The following is a 16033-nucleotide window of genomic DNA, read 5'->3' as shown; positions in this document are numbered from 1 at the left end:
ATGTATGGCTGGCAGTACAATTTTACGCGTGGAGACGGATTTGGGGAGAGTTTACCTCGGATGAGCGAGCAGTTAACGGATCAAGTTCTGGTTGAGCGGGTCCAAAAGGGCGACCAGAAATCGTTTAACCTACTGGTAGTGCGCTATCAGCATAAGGTGGCGAGTCTCGTTTCCCGCTATGTGCCGCAGGGCGATGTGCCCGATGTGGTGCAGGAGTCGTTTATCAAGGCCTATCGCGCACTGGAATCGTTCCGTGGCGACAGCGCTTTTTATACCTGGTTGTATCGAATCGCCGTGAACACGGCAAAGAATTATCTGGTTGCTCAGGGGCGCCGTCCGCCATCCAGTGATGTGGACGCCAACGATGCGGAAAATTACGAAAGTGCGGGCGCACTGAAAGAAATTTCGAACCCTGAGAACTTAATGTTGTCAGAAGAGCTGAGACAGATAGTTTTCCGTACCATTGAGTCTCTCCCTGAGGATCTTCGCATGGCGATTACCCTGCGGGAGTTGGATGGTCTAAGCTACGAAGAGATAGCCGCCATCATGGATTGCCCGGTCGGAACCGTACGTTCGCGTATTTTCCGCGCCCGGGAAGCTATCGATAATAAAGTTCAACCGCTGATCCAGCGTTAGCAATGGCGGGCACAGGAAGGGTACTTAGGCATGCAGAAAGAAAAGCTTTCCGCTCTGATGGATGGTGAATCGTTCGACAGCGAGCTGTTGAGTTCTCTGTCGCAAGATCGAACGCTTCAGCAAAGCTGGCAGAGCTATCACCTGATACGTGACACACTGCGGGGTGATATCGGACAAGTGATGCATTTCGATATCGCCGATCGCGTCGCCGCTGCACTTGAGAAAGAACCTGCCCGGCTGGTGCCTTCCGCCGTTCAGGAATCTCAGCCGCAGCCGCACACCTGGCAGAAAATGCCGTTCTGGGACAAAGTGCGTCCTTGGGCTAGCCAGATTACGCAAATCGGCATGGCGGCCTGCGTGTCGCTGGCGGTCATCGTCGGCGTGCAGCACTACAACCAGCCTTCTGCGGAATCGAACGCCGCCGAATCGCCGGCCTTCACCACGCTGCCGATCATGGGCCAGGCCTCACCGGTCAGCCTGGGCGTTCCTGCCGACAGTTTCTCCACCGGCAGCGGCCAACAGCAGCAGGTGCAGGAACAGCGTAAGCGTATCAACGCCATGCTGCAGGACTATGAACTGCAACGTCGCCTGCATTCGGATCAGCTGCAGCTTGAGCAAAGTAATCCGCAACAGGCTGCCATTCAGGTTCCCGGAACTCAGTCTTTAGGAATGCAACAGCAGTAATGAAGCAAATCTGGTTCTCCGTTTGTTTATTGACGGGCAGCCTGCTCTATTCCAGCATCGCCCCGGCGCAGCCGACTGCGTCCGGGGCGTTATTGCAACAGATGAGCAGCGCCAGCCGTTCTCTCAATTACGAGCTCGCCTACATCAGCATCAGCAAGCAGGGAATCGAGTCGTTGCGCTATCGCCATGCGGTGATCGGCAACGTGCCGCTCGGCCAGCTGTTGCACATGGACGGCCCGCGCCGCGAAGTGCTGCAGCGCGGCGGCGGGATCAGCTACTTCGAACCCGGCCTGGAGCCGTTCACGCTCACCGGCGATCACATCGTCGATGCGTTGCCGGCGATCGTTTATGCCGATTTCACCCGCCTGGCCAAGTACTACGACTTCATCTCCGTGGGCAGCACCCGCATCGCCGATCGGCCGTGTGAAGTGCTGCGCGTGGTGGCGCGCGACGGTTCCCGCTACAGCTACATCGTCTGGATGGACGAGGACACCAAGCTGCCGCTGCGGGTGGATTTGCTCGATCGCGACGGCGAAACGCTGGAGCAATATCGGGTGATCTCCTTCGCAGTCGGCGCCGACGTGCAGGGTGCGATGCAGGGGCTGCTCAAAGCCAACCTGCCGCCGCTGCTGTCGCTGCCGGCGGTGGAAAACGTCCAGCTGAGCTGGAGCACCGGCTGGCTGCCGGCGGGGGTAGACGAGGTGGCGCGCAACCGCCGCAAATTGCCGAACGTCGCCGTGCCGGTTGAATCCCGCCTTTACAGCGACGGCTTGTTCAGCTTCTCGGTCAACGTCAGCCCGGCGGGCAGCGGAGCCGGGCAGCAGTACTACCGTCAAGGGCGCCGCACCATCCAGACCGAAGTGCGCGCGGGCAACGAAATCACGATTGTGGGCGAATTGCCGCCGGCGACGGCCAAACGCATCGCCGACAGCATTTCTTTCAAGGTATCGCCGTAATGATGAAAGAGTGGGCCACGGTGGTTTCGTGGCAACAGGGCGTAGCGCTGCTGCGCTGTGAACCCAAGGCCGGCTGCGGCAGCTGCACCGCGCGCTCCGGCTGTGGCGCGCGCGCGTTGAACGAACTGGTGCCGGAAACCGAGCATCAGCTGCAGGTGCATATCGATCAGCCGCTCGAGCCGGGGCAGCGCGTCGAGGTCGGCATCGCGGAAGGCAGCCTGCTGCGCTCCGCCATGCTGGTTTACCTGACGCCGCTGCTGGGGATGATGCTGGGCGGCGCGTTATTGCAATATTGTTTCGGCAGCGACGCCTCGGCGGCAGTCGGCGCCGTACTGGGCGGCGGGGCGGCCTTTATATTGGCGCGCCGCTTGGCCCGGCGTCTGGGCGAGCAGGCCGATTATCAGCCGGTGGTGCTGCAGATTGGGTTGCCGCCTACCGCGATGCGCATGCAGGCGGAAAACTCCCCGCTGATTTAAACCGACGGCCGCGTCATTGCCGGGGTGTGATAGGCGGGGATGCGGTTGTGGATCATATGTTCCAGCAGCGCGATGAACAGATCGGCGCTGAGCAGCGAATCGGCGTTGATAGCGAACAGCACATTTCCCTGGCCGTCGAGTAAACGGATGCCGCGCTGCGGATGATTTTCCAACGCGCGGATCTGCTCGATAGGCACGTTGCCCCGTTCAGTGGTCAGCAGGGTGGCGCTCAGCCGCAGCGTTTCGGTCGGCGTGCCTTGCCGTTTGCCGAGCAGCAGTTGCCACAACCAGCGTGCGTTGCCCTCAACGGTGTGAAACGACACCGTCTCCCCCTGATAAAGCGCATTCAACGCCAGCGGCCCGCGTTGCTGCAGCTGCTGATCGACGATCACGTCCGCCAGCCGCCACGAATGGGCGACATTGCTGAAGACCGTACACCAGGGCTGATCCGCGCCGGCGCGAAACGCCGTGACGTCAAACAACCCGCCAAAAGCCTTGCCGCCGCGAAAGCGATAGATGTCGCCGATTTTCTCAAACGGGATGAAACGCTCTTTGTGATGATGGCCGTCAAAGACCCGCACGCCGTGCTCGTAGAGCCGATATGTCAACACCGGGCGCAGGTAATGCCGCAGCGCCAGCAGCGTACAGCCGAGTAAAATTGTGCCCGCGCCGGCCTGCAACAGCGTGATGACGTCGTTCTCATCAATGCTGCTCAGCAGCGGCAGCACCAACAGCGCCGCACCCACGCTAAACAGCAGCGCCGCCGCTGCCAGAATGCCCCAGTTGACCTTCGAAAAATCGTGCCGGCTCAGCATTTGCCCTTTATCGATCATAATGCACCTTCCAATCAACGTACGCAGATATGCTGGTGAACCCCGGTGGGCTGCCGATGTAGTGCCCGGAATAATGTTTTGTCGCGGAGTTCACGCCCTTTCTATCCGAGGGAAGGCAGTGGCGTATATGGGGTTTTTCCTAAAGGATGTGGGGCAGAATCGAATTCTAAGAGGTTGATCCAAATATTCTTTTTCGATAATTTCAGAAGGGGTTTATTGCGCTGCTGCCGGTTATGTATTAGCGCCGGAGTTTGACGGCCACGGAGCGCCTGCAAACCTTGGGTTCAGGCCGTATGGCCCGTGTTAACATCTGTTTTCATCAGCCGGGGCACCCTGTAACATTTAACTGCGCATAATAGAATGCCTTCACTGCACCGATCGCTAGGTTTTCAGTGGTGTGGCATGTAGAATGCAGCGATTCAGGTGCAAGACGGCCTAACCCATTCACTGTCGCTTTAGGTCCATGCGGGTTTCTATAGGCGAGTAATTCAGAAATACCAAGGCAGAAAAACTTTTATAATGAAGCATATACGAAATTTCTCCATTATTGCCCATATTGACCACGGTAAGTCGACGCTGTCTGACCGCATTATCCAAATCTGCGGTGGCCTGTCCGACCGTGAAATGGCTGCGCAGGTGCTCGATTCCATGGATCTGGAGCGCGAGCGCGGCATCACCATCAAGGCGCAGAGCGTCACGCTGGATTACAAGGCGCTGGATGGGCAGACCTATCAGCTTAACTTTATCGACACCCCTGGCCACGTTGACTTCTCCTATGAAGTGTCCCGCTCGCTGGCGGCCTGCGAAGGCGCGCTGCTGGTGGTGGACGCCGGTCAGGGCGTAGAAGCCCAGACGCTGGCCAACTGCTACACCGCGATCGAAATGGATCTGGAAGTGGTGCCGGTGTTGAACAAAATCGACCTGCCGGCCGCCGATCCGGATCGCGCCGCGCAGGAAATTGAAGACATTGTTGGCATCGACGCCACCGATGCGGTGCGTTGCTCGGCCAAAACCGGCGTCGGCGTGCCCGACGTGCTGGAGCGCCTGGTGCGCGACATTCCTGCGCCGCAGGGCGATCCGAATGCGCCGCTGCAGGCGTTGATCATCGACTCCTGGTTCGATAACTACCTGGGCGTCGTGTCGCTGGTGCGCGTCAAGAACGGGACGCTGCGCAAGGGCGACAAGATCAAGGTCATGAGCACCGGCCAGGTGTACAACGCCGATCGTTTGGGCATTTTCACGCCGAAGCAGGTCGATCGCGACGTGCTGAACTGCGGCGAAGTGGGCTGGCTGGTCTGTGCGATCAAAGACATCCTCGGCGCGCCGGTGGGCGATACCCTGACGCAGGCGCGCCAGCCGGCGGATAAAGCGCTGCCGGGCTTCAAGAAAGTGAAGCCGCAGGTGTATGCCGGTCTGTTCCCGATCAGCTCCGACGACTATGAATCTTTCCGCGATGCGCTGGGCAAGCTGAGCCTCAACGACGCTTCGCTGTTCTACGAACCGGAAAGCTCCACCGCGTTGGGCTTCGGCTTCCGCTGCGGCTTCCTCGGTCTGCTGCACATGGAGATCATTCAGGAGCGTCTGGAGCGTGAATACGATCTGGATCTTATCACCACCGCGCCGACGGTAGTCTACGAAGTGGAAACCACCGGCAAAGAAGTGATCTACGTCGACAGCCCGTCCAAGCTGCCGCCGTTGAACAACATCCAGGAACTGCGCGAGCCGATCGCCGAATGCCACATGCTGATGCCGCAGGAATACCTGGGCAACGTCATCACCCTGTGCGTTGAGAAACGCGGCGTGCAGACCAACATGGTCTACCACGGCAACCAGGTGGCGTTGACCTATGAAATCCCGATGGCGGAAGTGGTGCTCGACTTCTTCGACCGCCTGAAGTCCACGTCGCGCGGTTATGCGTCGCTGGATTACAACTTCAAGCGCTTCCAGGCCTCCGACATGGTGCGCGTGGACGTGCTGATCAACAACGAGCGCGTGGATGCGCTGGCGCTGATCACCCACCGCGACAACTCGCAGTATCGCGGCCGTGAATTGGTGGAAAAGATGAAAGATCTGATCCCGCGTCAGCAGTTCGACATCGCGATTCAGGCGGCGATTGGCACGCACATCATCGCGCGCTCCACCGTGAAGCAGCTGCGTAAAAACGTGCTGGCGAAATGCTACGGCGGTGACGTCAGCCGTAAGAAAAAGCTGCTGCAGAAACAGAAAGACGGTAAGAAGCGCATGAAGCAGGTCGGCAACGTCGAGCTGCCGCAGGAAGCGTTCCTGGCCATTCTGCACGTCGGTAAAGACGGCAAGTAACCGCGACGAGTTCGCGAAACGAGGGAGTTTGCATGGCGAATATGTTTGCCCTGATCCTGGCGTTGGCCACCCTGGTCACCGGGATCATCTGGTGCTTCGAGCGCTTTAAATGGGCGCCGGCCCGCCGCGCGAAGATTGCGGCGGTCAACGAGCAGACCGCGGGCGCAGTAGACGATAAAACGCTGGCGAAAGTGGCTAAGCAGCCAGGCTGGGTAGAGACCGGGGCATCGGTCTTCCCGGTGTTGCTGCTGGTCTTTGTGGTGCGCTCGTTTATTTACGAACCGTTCCAAATCCCGTCCGGCTCAATGATGCCGACGCTGTTGATTGGCGATTTCATTCTGGTGGAGAAATATGCTTACGGCATTAAAGATCCGATAACCCAGACCACGCTAATTGAAACCGGTCATCCGAAGCGCGGCGATATTGCGGTATTTAAATATCCGCTGGATCCGAAGCTGGATTATATCAAGCGCGTGATTGGCCTGCCGGGCGACCGTATTACTTACGATCCGGTGAATAAGCGCGTTACGGTGCAGCCGTCGTGCAACAGCGGGCAGTCCTGCGATACCGCGCTGGCGGTCACCTACGCCGACGCGCAGCCGAGCGACTTCGTACAGCTGTTCAGCCGCAGCGGCATGGGCGAGGCCAGCAACGGTTTCTACCAGATCCCGCTGAATGACAACGTGCCGCAGGGCGGCATTCGTCTGCGTGAACGTCAGGAGAGCCTGGGCAACGTGACGCACCGCATCCTGACCGTGCCGGGCACGCAGGATCAGGTGGGCGCTTACTACCAACAGCCGGGCAAACCGCTGGCGGAGTGGGTGGTGCCGGCCGGGCATTACTTCATGATGGGCGACAACCGCGACAACAGCGCGGACAGCCGTTACTGGGGCTTTGTGCCGGAGAAGAATCTGGTGGGTAAAGCCACGGCCATCTGGATGAGCTTTGAAAAGCAGGAAGGCGAGTGGCCTACCGGCGTGCGTTTCAGCCGGATTGGCGGCATTCATTAATCGCTGATTTATTCCCTGTCAATTTCACGCCGCAGCCTGTTGCGGCGTGAAAGATTAAGGGGATATAAACACAGCATTATGTTTCCACTCGTTGTAGAATACTTTCTCGAGCGATAAAAGTTGGCTCCTGCTGGGAGCCACTGCAAACGAAACAGCTTTGGATCGGCTTTCGGCGAAGCAGGCCTGTTCCGTATGCTGCAAGTTTTTGACGCATTCTTGATCTATTGGTAACTCATGAACCCCATCGTAATAAACAGGCTGCAGCGGAAGCTGGGCTACACTTTTCAACAGCAGGAGCTTTTACTGCAGGCTTTGACTCACCGCAGCGCCAGCAGTAAACACAATGAACGTCTTGAGTTTCTGGGTGACTCGATTCTTAGCTTTGTCATCGCCAATGCGCTCTATCACCGCTTTCCTCGCGTAGACGAGGGCGATATGAGCCGCATGCGCGCCACGCTGGTGCGCGGCAACACGCTGGCGGAGATGGCGCGCGAGTTTGACCTGGGCGAATGTCTGCGGCTTGGGCCGGGCGAATTGAAAAGTGGTGGGTTCCGCCGCGAGTCAATCCTGGCGGATACGGTGGAGGCATTGATCGGCGGCGTGTTCCTGGACAGCGACATCCAGACCGTCGAGCGCCTGATTTTGGACTGGTATCGCAGCCGGTTGGACGAAATCAGCCCCGGTGATAAGCAGAAAGACCCGAAAACCCGTTTGCAGGAATTTTTGCAGGGGCGTCATCTGCCGTTGCCTTCTTATTTGGTGGTGCAGGTTCGCGGTGAAGCGCACGACCAAGAGTTTACCATCCACTGCCAGGTGAGTGGTTTGAGCGAGCCCGTGGTGGGCACCGGCTCGAGCCGCCGTAAAGCCGAGCAGGCGGCAGCGGAACAAGCGCTGAAAAAGCTGGAGCTTGAATGAGTGAAGTAAAACAACACTGCGGTTTTATCGCCATCGTCGGCCGCCCGAACGTGGGCAAATCGACGTTGCTGAACCAACTGCTGGGGCAGAAGGTTTCCATTACGTCGCGTAAGCCGCAGACGACACGTCACCGCATCATGGGCATCGACACCGATGGCGCCTATCAGGCGATCTACGTCGATACCCCCGGGCTGCACATCGAAGAAAAACGCGCCATCAACCGTTTGATGAACCGCGCGGCCAGCAGCTCGATCGGCGACGTCGAACTGGTTATCTTCGTGGTCGAAGGCACCAACTGGACCGCCGACGACGAAATGGTGGTCAACAAGCTGCGCAGCCTGCGCTGCCCGGTATTGCTGGCGATCAACAAGGTCGATAACGTCACCGACAAATCCAAGCTGTTGCCGCACATCGCGTTCCTCAGCCAGCAGATGAATTTCCTCGACGTGGTGCCTATCTCCGCCGAGAAAGGAATGAACGTCGACACCATCGCCGGCATCGTGCGCAAGCTGCTGCCGGAAGCGGAGCACCACTTCCCGGAAGACTACATCACCGATCGCTCCCAGCGCTTTATGGCGTCCGAGATCATCCGCGAGAAGCTGATGCGTTTCCTGGGCGAAGAGCTGCCGTATTCGGTGACGGTGGAAATCGAACAGTTCGTGGCCAACGATCGCGGCGGCTACGATGTGCACGGCCTGATCCTGGTCGAGCGCGAAGGCCAGAAGAAAATGGTCATCGGCAACAAGGGCGCCAAGATCAAAACCATCGGCATCGAAGCGCGCCAGGACATGGAACAGATGTTCGACGCTAAAGTGCATCTGGAGCTGTGGGTGAAAGTGAAATCCGGTTGGGCGGACGACGAACGTGCGCTGCGCAGCCTGGGCTATGTTGACGATCTGAAGTAACGATCCGTGGACGGCTGGGAGCGCGCTTTCGTCCTGCATGGGCGGCCGTACAGTGAAACCAGTCTGATGCTGGATCTGTTTACCGAAGGTCATGGGCGGGTGCGCTTGCTGGCGAAAGGCGCGCGCAGCCGCCGCTCCAATCTGAAGGGTTGCCTGCAGCCCTTTACCCCCCTGTTAGTACGCTGGGGCGGCCGCGGCGAAGTGAAAACGCTGCGCAACGCCGAAGCGGTCTCTCTCGGTTTACCCCTCAGCGGCATGATGCTTTACAGCGGCTTGTATGTGAACGAACTGCTGGCGCGCGTGCTGGAGCAGGAAACCAACTACTCGGTGCTGTTCTTCGACTACCTGCAGTGCCTGCAGGCGCTGGCGGCGGAAGACAGCTCGCCGGAACAGGCGCTGCGCCAGTTCGAGCTGGCCTTGTTGCAGCACCTGGGTTACGGCCTCGATTTCCTGCACTGCGCCGGCAGCGGCCTGCCGGTGGATGACGCCATGACTTACCGCTATCGTGAAGAGAAAGGCTTTATCGCCAGCCTGGTGGTGGATCACTACAGCTTCACCGGGCGCGAACTGCGCGCGCTGGCGGAGCGGCAGTTTCCCGATGCCGAAACGCTGCGTGCCGCCAAGCGTTTCACCCGCATGGCGCTGAAACCCTACCTCGGCGGCAAGCCGTTGAAGAGCCGCGAACTGTTTCGCCAATTCGTGCGCAAACAGCCGAATACGCCGGTCGACGACGCCTGACCTTTTCCCCTTTTGCCGTTCTGCGCCCACGTGTAAACTGCTGGCACTGAAAATCGTATTTAGAGGTTGTCATGGCTGATTTACTGCTGGGCGTCAATATCGATCACATCGCCACGTTACGTAACGCGCGCGGAACCCAATATCCGGATCCGGTTCAGGCGGCATTCATTGCCGAACAGGCGGGGGCTGACGGCATTACCGTGCATCTGCGCGAAGACCGCCGCCACATCACCGATCGCGACGTGCGTTTGCTGCGCCAGACCATCCAGACGCGCATGAATCTGGAGATGGCGGTGACCGACGAGATGCTGGACATCGCCGTGGAGCTGAAGCCGCATTTCTGCTGCCTGGTGCCGGAAAAGCGCGAAGAAGTGACTACCGAAGGCGGCCTGGACGTCGCCGGCCAGTTGGACAAAATGAGCGTGGCGGTTGAGCGCCTGGCGCAGGCGGGCATTCTGGTCTCGCTGTTCATCGATCCCGATCATCGCCAAATCGACGCGACGGTGGCGGTGGGCGCCCCCTATATCGAAATCCACACCGGCGCCTACGCCGAAGCGCAGGGCGAGCTGGCGGTACAGGCCGAGCTGCGCCGCATCGCGGTCGCCGCCGCCTACGCGGCCGAGAAGGGGCTGAAGGTCAACGCCGGTCACGGCCTGACCTATCACAACGTGCAGCCGATCGCCGCGCTGCCGGAAATGCACGAGCTGAACATCGGCCATGCGATTATCGGCCAGGCGGTCATGTGCGGGCTGCCGGCCGCGGTTGCCGACATGAAAGTGCTGATGCGGGAAGCGCGCCGGTAATGGCGGTGCTCGGGCTGGGTACCGACATCGTCGAGATGGCGCGTATCGAAGCGGTGGTGGAGCGCAGCGGCGATCGTCTGGCGCGCCGGGTGCTGAGCGATGCCGAGTGGGCGCTGTACCAGCAGCACCAGCAGCCGATTCGCTTTCTGGCCAAGCGTTTCGCCGTGAAAGAGGCCGCCGCCAAGGCGTTCGGCACCGGCATTCGCAACGGTCTGGCGTTCAACCAGTTCGAGGTGTTCAACGATGCGTTGGGCAAACCGAATATTCGTTTGCACGGCCGCGCCGCCGAGCTGGCGGGGGAGATGGGGGTCACCGCGATCCACGTTTCGCTGGCCGATGAACGGCGCTACGCCTGCGCGACGGTGATCGTCGAAAGCTGAAAAGAGAAAGGGCGCCTATGGCGCCCTTGTCAGTCCTGCGGCGGGTTAAATGCGATCGGCGTGGTGCAACACCACAAACTTATCCCACAGCTGCTCATTAGTCTCGCGATGCTGCGGATCGGTAATGATGGTGTTGTCGATGGGGCAGACCTGCTGACAGGTTGGCGTATCGTAATGGCCAACGCACTCGGTGCAGCGGTCGGTATCGATTTGGTAGATCTCATCGCCCATCGAAATCGCCTGGTTCGGGCATTCCGGCTCGCACATGTCGCAGTTGATGCATTTCTTGGTAATCAGCAGTGCCATCTTCAGTTATTTTTCCATCGGTGTGCTCGGGCTGGCGCGCAATCTATCATAGAATCACCGTGCAACGGGCGTTTTTTCGTCATCTTACCGCTTAGGGTAACTCAGGCGGGTCGTCAGCCAACTGATCGAAATCAACCATTCTCTGCCCGTCAAACACCCAGCGTTTGTCTGCATCCACCATATGCATGGTGGGCATCACTTTCGGATAGGCGATTCGTATTCCTGCTTCTTGAGCAAACAGCCCGATAAAATCGAAAGCGCTCAAGGGGGCATCAATAACCTGATGTTGCCGATCACGATCGGTCAGCACCAGTAACGGCACCTGGTAATTCTGCCGGGTATCGCCGCTGTGGCGCAAAGAACGCCCGCCGCCGATATCCTTATGGGAAAGGCCGTGATCGGAGAAATAGAACAGTTTAAACGGCGCACCGTTATGTTTCAGACTTTGATAAACCTGTTCGATGAAACGGTCGGTCTTGCGATAGGTGGAGAGATAGCAGGCCAGTTCCTGATTCGGCGACTCGATGCTTGGTGGTTCATCATTAAGCCGCTCGCAAAAGTCGGCGTGTGAGCCCATCAGATGCAGCACATACAGGTTGCCTTGCCCCTGGCGCCGCAATAATTGGTCAAATATCGGCAGCAGCGCATCATCATCGGTGTTGCGCGATTGGAAGTCGCCTTTCTTCAGGAAATAATGACTATCGCTGAACATCGCGATTTTTGACACCGGCGTATCGAATTGTCCGAACATGCCCTGATTGGACAGCCAGTGGGTGTTGAGGCCGGCGGCTTTTGCCAGGGTGATGATATTATCTCCGATGGCAATGTTGTGGCCGTTGCTTAAAGCCAGCGTGCGAGGGAGCGATTCGAAGGTATTTGGCGCGGTAGAAATATAATTGCTGTAAAACCGTCCTTTGGCATTATCCAGAAACGGCGTAGTGGACACCGGATAATCAAATAAGGACATATGATCCCTGCGCATACTTTCGCCGACGATAATGACATAGTTTTCATCCGTTGGCACGCCTGCGGTTACTGACCAGGTATTCGGCGCTGAAGCACCGGCACTTAATTCATCAACCTGCTGTTGGTATTGATGGTAAGCCGAGTAAATGGATAAAAAGAAGTCAGGCAGTTTAAGGTTCGCCACGCCGCCATTGAAGGCTCTGGCGATAATGATAATCGCCAGCAGGGCTAGCAAGGGAAGTATTGTTTGTTTTGAAATGGCTTGCCGCCAAATAAATAGGCCGAGAATGGCCAGCATAACCAGAATGGCGGCAGGCAGCAGATAGCAACGGGCAGGCAGGGTCTGCAAGAACTCCGTCGCTTCTATCAGGTTGGTTTGCAACAGGGCTGACATCACGGTAGCGGAAGGGGTGCCGTAAATAGCCCCGACCGGCGCATACAGCGCGCACAGCAGAATAAACGGAATAATCAGGCCGTATCGAGTAAGCGAATGAATAGATAATAATAGTAAAATAAGTGCAATAAAAAGAATATCAATGCCTTTTCCACCGCTGTATCCCATGGCTTTGATTAATATCAATGCCGTAACGATATAAAACAAACTGGCACGAAGAAGAGGATGAGCGACGGAATGCCGTAACTTATCTAAAATTACTGAGTGTGTATTCATAATGATATCGCCAAATAATGCTGTCCATGCAAGCTCAACTATCGTTCGATAATTGATTAAATAACCGCCTGCACATTATTTTTCGAATGCAGAGAAGGGAAATAATTGAACTGGCGGCTTTTTATCGGCCGCCATTATACGCCTCAAACCAATTTTTTCATTAATTGCTCGCTGTGCCTGATACGGTCGCGGGCATGATCGAGGTCGTGCTGGATCAGCGCCATAAACAGCAGGTCGGTGAGAGCGTACTGGGCGGTGCTGGAAGAGATGGCCGCGCTGCGGGTGCGGGGCTCTTCGGCGATGGTATAGAGGCAGTGATCGGCGCGTTGCTGCAGGCCGTTGGGCGAGAAGCTGGTCAGCGCCAGCACCCTGGCGCCGGCCTGGCGCGCTTCTTCCGCCGCCAGATTGATTTCACGCCGCTCGCCGCTGAAGGAGATCGCCACCAGCAGATCGCGTTTGTCCAGCGCCTGCACCGCCGCCAGTTGAACGTGCATATCCGCTTCGGCCACCGCCATCACCCCGATTTTCAGCAGCTTGAAGGAAAAATCCTTGGCCACCAGCCCGGAGGCGCCGATGCCGATCAGCATCACCCGGCGCGCCTGGCGCAGCATGTCCAGCGCCTGATGCAGCCGTTCTTCGCTGTTGATGTCCAGCGTCGCGCGCAGCGCCGCCTGCTTTTCCGCCAACAGCTTTTCACCGACGGTTTTCAGCGTGTCGCTGCTGAGAATGTGGTTATGAACGGTCACTACCGGTTCGGCCTGCGGCTGGGCCAGCGTCTCGCTCAGCGCCAGCTTCAGCGCCGGGAAACCTTTATAGCCCAGCTTTTGGGCGAACTTCACCACGCTCGACTGGCTAACGCCGGCCAACTGAGCCAGCTTTTGCGAGCTGAGATGGCGCGCCTGTTCGGCGTTGTTCAGCAAAAAATCCGCCAGCTTGCGGTCGTTTTGCGCCAGTGTTGGATACATCTGGCGAATGCGCAGAAGGGTACTCATTGATCTTTCCCAGGAAACCAGCGGTCATTTTGCCATGCAGGCGGCGAAAACGCGCGGTGAAAATTTTTGTGAGCTCGTCGTTAAAATAGCAAATAACGCTCGCTTTGTTGAATAAAATATTCAAGTATTGATTTAATTTTGTGAATTAAAAATTCAAAGGTGAACAGATGAACTTAGGCGCACTGGTATCGGAAACCCGCAACCCGGCCACCATGGGGCTGGATGAGATGTCGACGCTGGACATGGTCCGCTGCTTTAACCAGGAAGATCGCAAGGTGCCGGAGGCGATTGAAAAGGTGCTGCCGGCGATCGCGCAGGCGGTCGACCTGGCGGCGGCGGCGCTGAAGGTCGGCGGGCGGCTGATTTATTTGGGCGCCGGCACCAGCGGCCGCCTGGGCGTGCTGGATGCCTCCGAGTGCCTGCCGACTTTCGGCGTGCCACACGGTGTGGTGGTGGGGCTGATCGCCGGCGGACCGGGCGCGCTGCTCAAAGCGGTGGAAGGGGCGGAAGATGACGCAGCCCTGGGCGAAGCCGATCTCCGGGCGCTGAATCTCACCGCCGTCGATATGGTAGTGGGGCTGGCGGCCTCCGGGCGCACGCCCTACGTGATCGGCGCGCTGCGCTATGCGCGCGGGCTGGGTTGCCCGACGGCGGCCATCTCCTGCAACCCGGATTCGCCGATCGCGCACGAAGCGCAGGTGGCGATCTCGCCGGTGGTGGGGCCGGAAGCCCTGACCGGTTCGACGCGCCTGAAATCCGGCACCGCGCAGAAGCTGGTGCTCAACATGCTGTCGACCGGCGCGATGGTCAAGCTGGGCAAGGTCTACCAGAACCTGATGGTGGACGTGAAGGCCACCAACTTTAAACTGGTGGATCGCGCCTGCCGCATCGTGGTGGAAGCCACCGGCGCCGAACGCGCTCAGGCGGAAGCGGCGCTGGCGCAGACCGGCTTTGAGGTCAAACCGGCGATCCTGATGATTTTAGCCGGCGTCAGCGCCGATGAGGCGCAGCAGCGGCTGCAGCGGCACGACGGCTACCTGCGCGCGGCGTTGGCGCGTTAATTCACGGTGGGGGCGGCGATGGACAAGACAACGGCATTGGCAACACAGATCCTGGCGGGCGTGGGGGGCGAGGGCAATATCCTCAAACTGGAGAACTGCATGACGCGGGTGCGCGTCGAGGTCAGCGACGAACAGCGTCTGGATCTGGCGGCCCTCAAGCAGCTGCCGGGGGTGAAGGGCTATATCAAGCAGGGTGAACAGCATCAGTTTATCGTCGGCCCGGGCGCCGCCGCCAAGGTGGTGGACGCCATGCGCGCCTTGCTGAGCGGCAGCGCGCAGCCCGCCGTTGGTGACGCTGCCCGCACCAAGGCGCAGGCCAAGCAAAAATACGCTGCGCCGATGAGCGGCGCGCTGAAAAAGCTGGCCGACGTTTTTATTCCGCTGATCCCGGCGTTTATCGCCTCGGGGCTGATCACCGGCATCATCAACCTGCTGAAGCGGCCCGACATCGCCGGACAGTTGGCGTTGGACTACCCGAACGCGCTGGGGCTGCTGGCGATCTTCGGCAGCGCGGTGTTCGCCATCATGAACATTCTGGTCGGGGTGAACGCCGCGCGGGTATTCGGCGGCTCACAGGCGATGGGCGGCGTGATGGCCGGCATTCTTTCCAGTCCGGCGCTGGCGCAGATCACCCTGTTCGGCGAGGCGCTGCAGCCGGGGCGCGGCGGGGTGATCGCCGTGCTGCTGGTGGTGGCGTTGATGTGCTGGGTGGAGAAACGCCTGCGCACGCTACTGCCGGAGTCGGTCGAACTGATCCTCAATCCGCTGCTGACCACGCTGGTGACCGCCTCGTTGGCGATCCTGATCCTGCAGCCGATCGGCGGCGCCATTTCCGATGCCATCGCCCACGGCGCCAATTTGGCGATCGACAAGGGCGGGCTGCTTGTCGGGGCGCTGCTCTCCGGGCTGTTCCTGCCGCTGGTGCTGTCCGGCTTGCACCAGGGGCTGGTGCCGATCCACGTCGAGCTGGTGCAGGCGCACGGTTCCAACCCGCTGTTGCCGATCCTGGCGATGGCCGGCGTCGGTCAGGTGGGGGCGGCGCTGGCGGTGCTGTTGAAAACCCGCAACGCGCGGCTGAAGAAGGTGATCAAAGGGGCGTTGCCGGTCGGCATTCTCGGCATCGGCGAGCCGCTGATCTTCGGGGTGACGCTGCCGCTGGGCCGGCCGTTTATCGGCGCCTGCCTCGGCGGTGCGGTAGGCGGCGCGCTGATCAGCTACTGGAAAGTGGCGACGGTGATTACCTTTGGCATTTCGGGGCTGCCTTTGGCGTTGACCATCGTCTCAGGTAAGGTGATGTTGTATCTGGCGGGGATGCTGATTACGATTATCGCCGGTTTTCTCTTCACCTGGATGATGGGGTTCAACGATCCCGAGGAGTAGCGT

Annotated in this window: 17 protein-coding genes; 13 read left to right on the top strand and 4 right to left on the bottom strand. The window is 59.0% G+C overall.

Features of this window, described 5'->3' with window-relative positions; translation table 11 throughout:
• Positions 1-60 precede the first annotated feature (60 nt).
• From rpoE to rseC, 4 genes are read left to right on the top strand one after another with little or no spacing between them, the layout of a single operon-like run.
• The gene (gene rpoE / locus IMX17_RS21630; RefSeq protein WP_004929136.1) at positions 61-636 is read left to right on the top strand and encodes an RNA polymerase sigma factor RpoE; all 576 of its coding nucleotides are present in this window, start codon (positions 61-63) and stop codon (positions 634-636) included.
• Positions 637-666: 30 nt separating this feature from the next.
• Positions 667-1320, top strand: a complete 654-nt coding sequence (rseA, locus tag IMX17_RS21625; protein WP_046897774.1) for an anti-sigma-E factor RseA — start codon at positions 667-669, stop codon at positions 1318-1320.
• Positions 1320-2276: a sigma-E factor regulatory protein RseB gene (rseB, locus tag IMX17_RS21620; protein ID WP_025303948.1), complete on the top strand. Its 957-nt coding sequence runs from the start codon at positions 1320-1322 to the stop codon at positions 2274-2276. Before rseA ends, rseB begins: the two co-directional genes overlap by 1 nt.
• Positions 2276-2752 carry a SoxR-reducing system protein RseC gene (gene rseC, locus IMX17_RS21615; RefSeq protein WP_193550216.1) on the top strand — a complete coding sequence of 159 codons (477 nt, stop codon included), beginning with the start codon at positions 2276-2278 and terminating at the stop codon, positions 2750-2752. The genes rseB and rseC overlap by 1 nt, the downstream gene beginning before the upstream one ends.
• Here the strand turns inward: rseC and IMX17_RS21610 are convergent.
• Positions 2749-3585: a hypothetical protein gene (locus IMX17_RS21610; RefSeq protein WP_193550215.1), complete on the bottom strand. Its 837-nt coding sequence runs from the start codon at positions 3583-3585 to the stop codon at positions 2749-2751. The two genes, rseC and IMX17_RS21610, sit on opposite strands and share 4 nt — an antisense overlap.
• Positions 3586-4104: 519 nt before the next feature.
• On the opposite strand from IMX17_RS21610, the gene lepA reads away from it, so the two are divergent.
• The 7 genes from lepA (at position 4105) to acpS (ending at position 10655) form a co-directional block, all read left to right on the top strand.
• The gene (gene lepA / locus IMX17_RS21605) at positions 4105-5904 is read left to right on the top strand and encodes a translation elongation factor 4 (protein WP_182265545.1); all 1800 of its coding nucleotides are present in this window, start codon (positions 4105-4107) and stop codon (positions 5902-5904) included.
• A gap of 32 nt (positions 5905-5936) precedes the next feature.
• Positions 5937-6914 carry a signal peptidase I gene (lepB, locus tag IMX17_RS21600; protein WP_033644122.1) on the top strand — a complete coding sequence of 326 codons (978 nt, stop codon included), beginning with the start codon at positions 5937-5939 and terminating at the stop codon, positions 6912-6914.
• Between the two features lie 234 nt (positions 6915-7148).
• Complete coding sequence (rnc, locus tag IMX17_RS21595) at positions 7149-7829, top strand: ribonuclease III (protein WP_004929158.1); 681 nt, start codon at positions 7149-7151, stop codon at positions 7827-7829.
• Positions 7826-8734 carry a GTPase Era gene (gene era, locus IMX17_RS21590; protein ID WP_004929162.1) on the top strand — a complete coding sequence of 303 codons (909 nt, stop codon included), beginning with the start codon at positions 7826-7828 and terminating at the stop codon, positions 8732-8734. Before rnc ends, era begins: the two co-directional genes overlap by 4 nt.
• Positions 8735-8740: 6 nt before the next feature.
• Positions 8741-9472: a DNA repair protein RecO gene (recO, locus tag IMX17_RS21585; RefSeq protein WP_015378804.1), complete on the top strand. Its 732-nt coding sequence runs from the start codon at positions 8741-8743 to the stop codon at positions 9470-9472.
• Positions 9473-9543: 71 nt separating this feature from the next.
• Complete coding sequence (gene pdxJ / locus IMX17_RS21580; protein WP_193550214.1) at positions 9544-10275, top strand: pyridoxine 5'-phosphate synthase; 732 nt, start codon at positions 9544-9546, stop codon at positions 10273-10275.
• Positions 10275-10655 carry a holo-ACP synthase gene (acpS, locus tag IMX17_RS21575; protein ID WP_004929169.1) on the top strand — a complete coding sequence of 127 codons (381 nt, stop codon included), beginning with the start codon at positions 10275-10277 and terminating at the stop codon, positions 10653-10655. Before pdxJ ends, acpS begins: the two co-directional genes overlap by 1 nt.
• 45 nt (positions 10656-10700) lie before the next feature.
• Here the strand turns inward: acpS and IMX17_RS21570 are convergent, their stop codons facing one another.
• From IMX17_RS21570 to IMX17_RS21560, 3 genes are all read right to left on the bottom strand, one after another.
• Positions 10701-10961 (bottom strand): YfhL family 4Fe-4S dicluster ferredoxin, encoded by a 261-nt coding sequence (locus tag IMX17_RS21570; RefSeq protein WP_033635622.1) that lies wholly within the window; start codon positions 10959-10961, stop codon positions 10701-10703.
• Positions 10962-11052: 91 nt separating this feature from the next.
• The gene (locus IMX17_RS21565) at positions 11053-12597 is read right to left on the bottom strand and encodes a phosphoethanolamine transferase (RefSeq protein ID WP_193550213.1); all 1545 of its coding nucleotides are present in this window, start codon (positions 12595-12597) and stop codon (positions 11053-11055) included.
• Between the two features lie 143 nt (positions 12598-12740).
• Positions 12741-13589, bottom strand: coding sequence for a MurR/RpiR family transcriptional regulator (locus IMX17_RS21560; RefSeq protein WP_033644119.1), 849 nt, complete (start codon positions 13587-13589; stop codon positions 12741-12743).
• A 167-nt stretch (positions 13590-13756) separates the two neighbouring features.
• Here IMX17_RS21560 and murQ point away from each other — a divergent pair, with 167 nt between their 5' ends.
• Together murQ and IMX17_RS21550 are read left to right on the top strand one after the other, a co-directional pair.
• On the top strand, positions 13757-14650 hold the full coding sequence (gene murQ, locus IMX17_RS21555) for an N-acetylmuramic acid 6-phosphate etherase (RefSeq protein WP_193550212.1): 894 nt from the start codon (positions 13757-13759) through the stop codon (positions 14648-14650).
• Between the two features lie 18 nt (positions 14651-14668).
• The gene (locus tag IMX17_RS21550; protein WP_033644117.1) at positions 14669-16030 is read left to right on the top strand and encodes a PTS transporter subunit EIIC; all 1362 of its coding nucleotides are present in this window, start codon (positions 14669-14671) and stop codon (positions 16028-16030) included.
• Positions 16031-16033 lie beyond the last annotated feature (3 nt).

Origin of the sequence: Serratia sp. X3 (genome assembly GCF_014982455.1) — a bacterium.
GTDB lineage: Bacteria > Pseudomonadota > Gammaproteobacteria > Enterobacterales > Enterobacteriaceae > Serratia > Serratia ureilytica.
The sequence above is the reverse complement of the archived record's forward strand: the minus strand, read 5'-3'. Positions and strand labels throughout refer to the sequence as shown.

Coding starts and splice junctions, on each gene's coding strand:
- rseB (WP_025303948.1), top strand. CDS start 1,320: ATGAAGCAAATCTGGTTCTCCGTTTGTTTATTGACGGGCAGCCTGCTC.
- IMX17_RS21565 (WP_193550213.1), bottom strand. CDS start 12,597: ATGAATACACACTCAGTAATTTTAGATAAGTTACGGCATTCCGTCGCT.
- IMX17_RS21570 (WP_033635622.1), bottom strand. CDS start 10,961: ATGGCACTGCTGATTACCAAGAAATGCATCAACTGCGACATGTGCGAG.
- IMX17_RS21560 (WP_033644119.1), bottom strand. CDS start 13,589: ATGAGTACCCTTCTGCGCATTCGCCAGATGTATCCAACACTGGCGCAA.
- lepB (WP_033644122.1), top strand. CDS start 5,937: ATGGCGAATATGTTTGCCCTGATCCTGGCGTTGGCCACCCTGGTCACC.
- rseA (WP_046897774.1), top strand. CDS start 667: ATGCAGAAAGAAAAGCTTTCCGCTCTGATGGATGGTGAATCGTTCGAC.
- lepA (WP_182265545.1), top strand. CDS start 4,105: ATGAAGCATATACGAAATTTCTCCATTATTGCCCATATTGACCACGGT.
- era (WP_004929162.1), top strand. CDS start 7,826: ATGAGTGAAGTAAAACAACACTGCGGTTTTATCGCCATCGTCGGCCGC.
- murQ (WP_193550212.1), top strand. CDS start 13,757: ATGAACTTAGGCGCACTGGTATCGGAAACCCGCAACCCGGCCACCATG.
- rseC (WP_193550216.1), top strand. CDS start 2,276: ATGATGAAAGAGTGGGCCACGGTGGTTTCGTGGCAACAGGGCGTAGCG.
- IMX17_RS21550 (WP_033644117.1), top strand. CDS start 14,669: ATGGACAAGACAACGGCATTGGCAACACAGATCCTGGCGGGCGTGGGG.
- rnc (WP_004929158.1), top strand. CDS start 7,149: ATGAACCCCATCGTAATAAACAGGCTGCAGCGGAAGCTGGGCTACACT.
- pdxJ (WP_193550214.1), top strand. CDS start 9,544: ATGGCTGATTTACTGCTGGGCGTCAATATCGATCACATCGCCACGTTA.
- acpS (WP_004929169.1), top strand. CDS start 10,275: ATGGCGGTGCTCGGGCTGGGTACCGACATCGTCGAGATGGCGCGTATC.
- rpoE (WP_004929136.1), top strand. CDS start 61: ATGAGCGAGCAGTTAACGGATCAAGTTCTGGTTGAGCGGGTCCAAAAG.
- IMX17_RS21610 (WP_193550215.1), bottom strand. CDS start 3,585: ATGATCGATAAAGGGCAAATGCTGAGCCGGCACGATTTTTCGAAGGTC.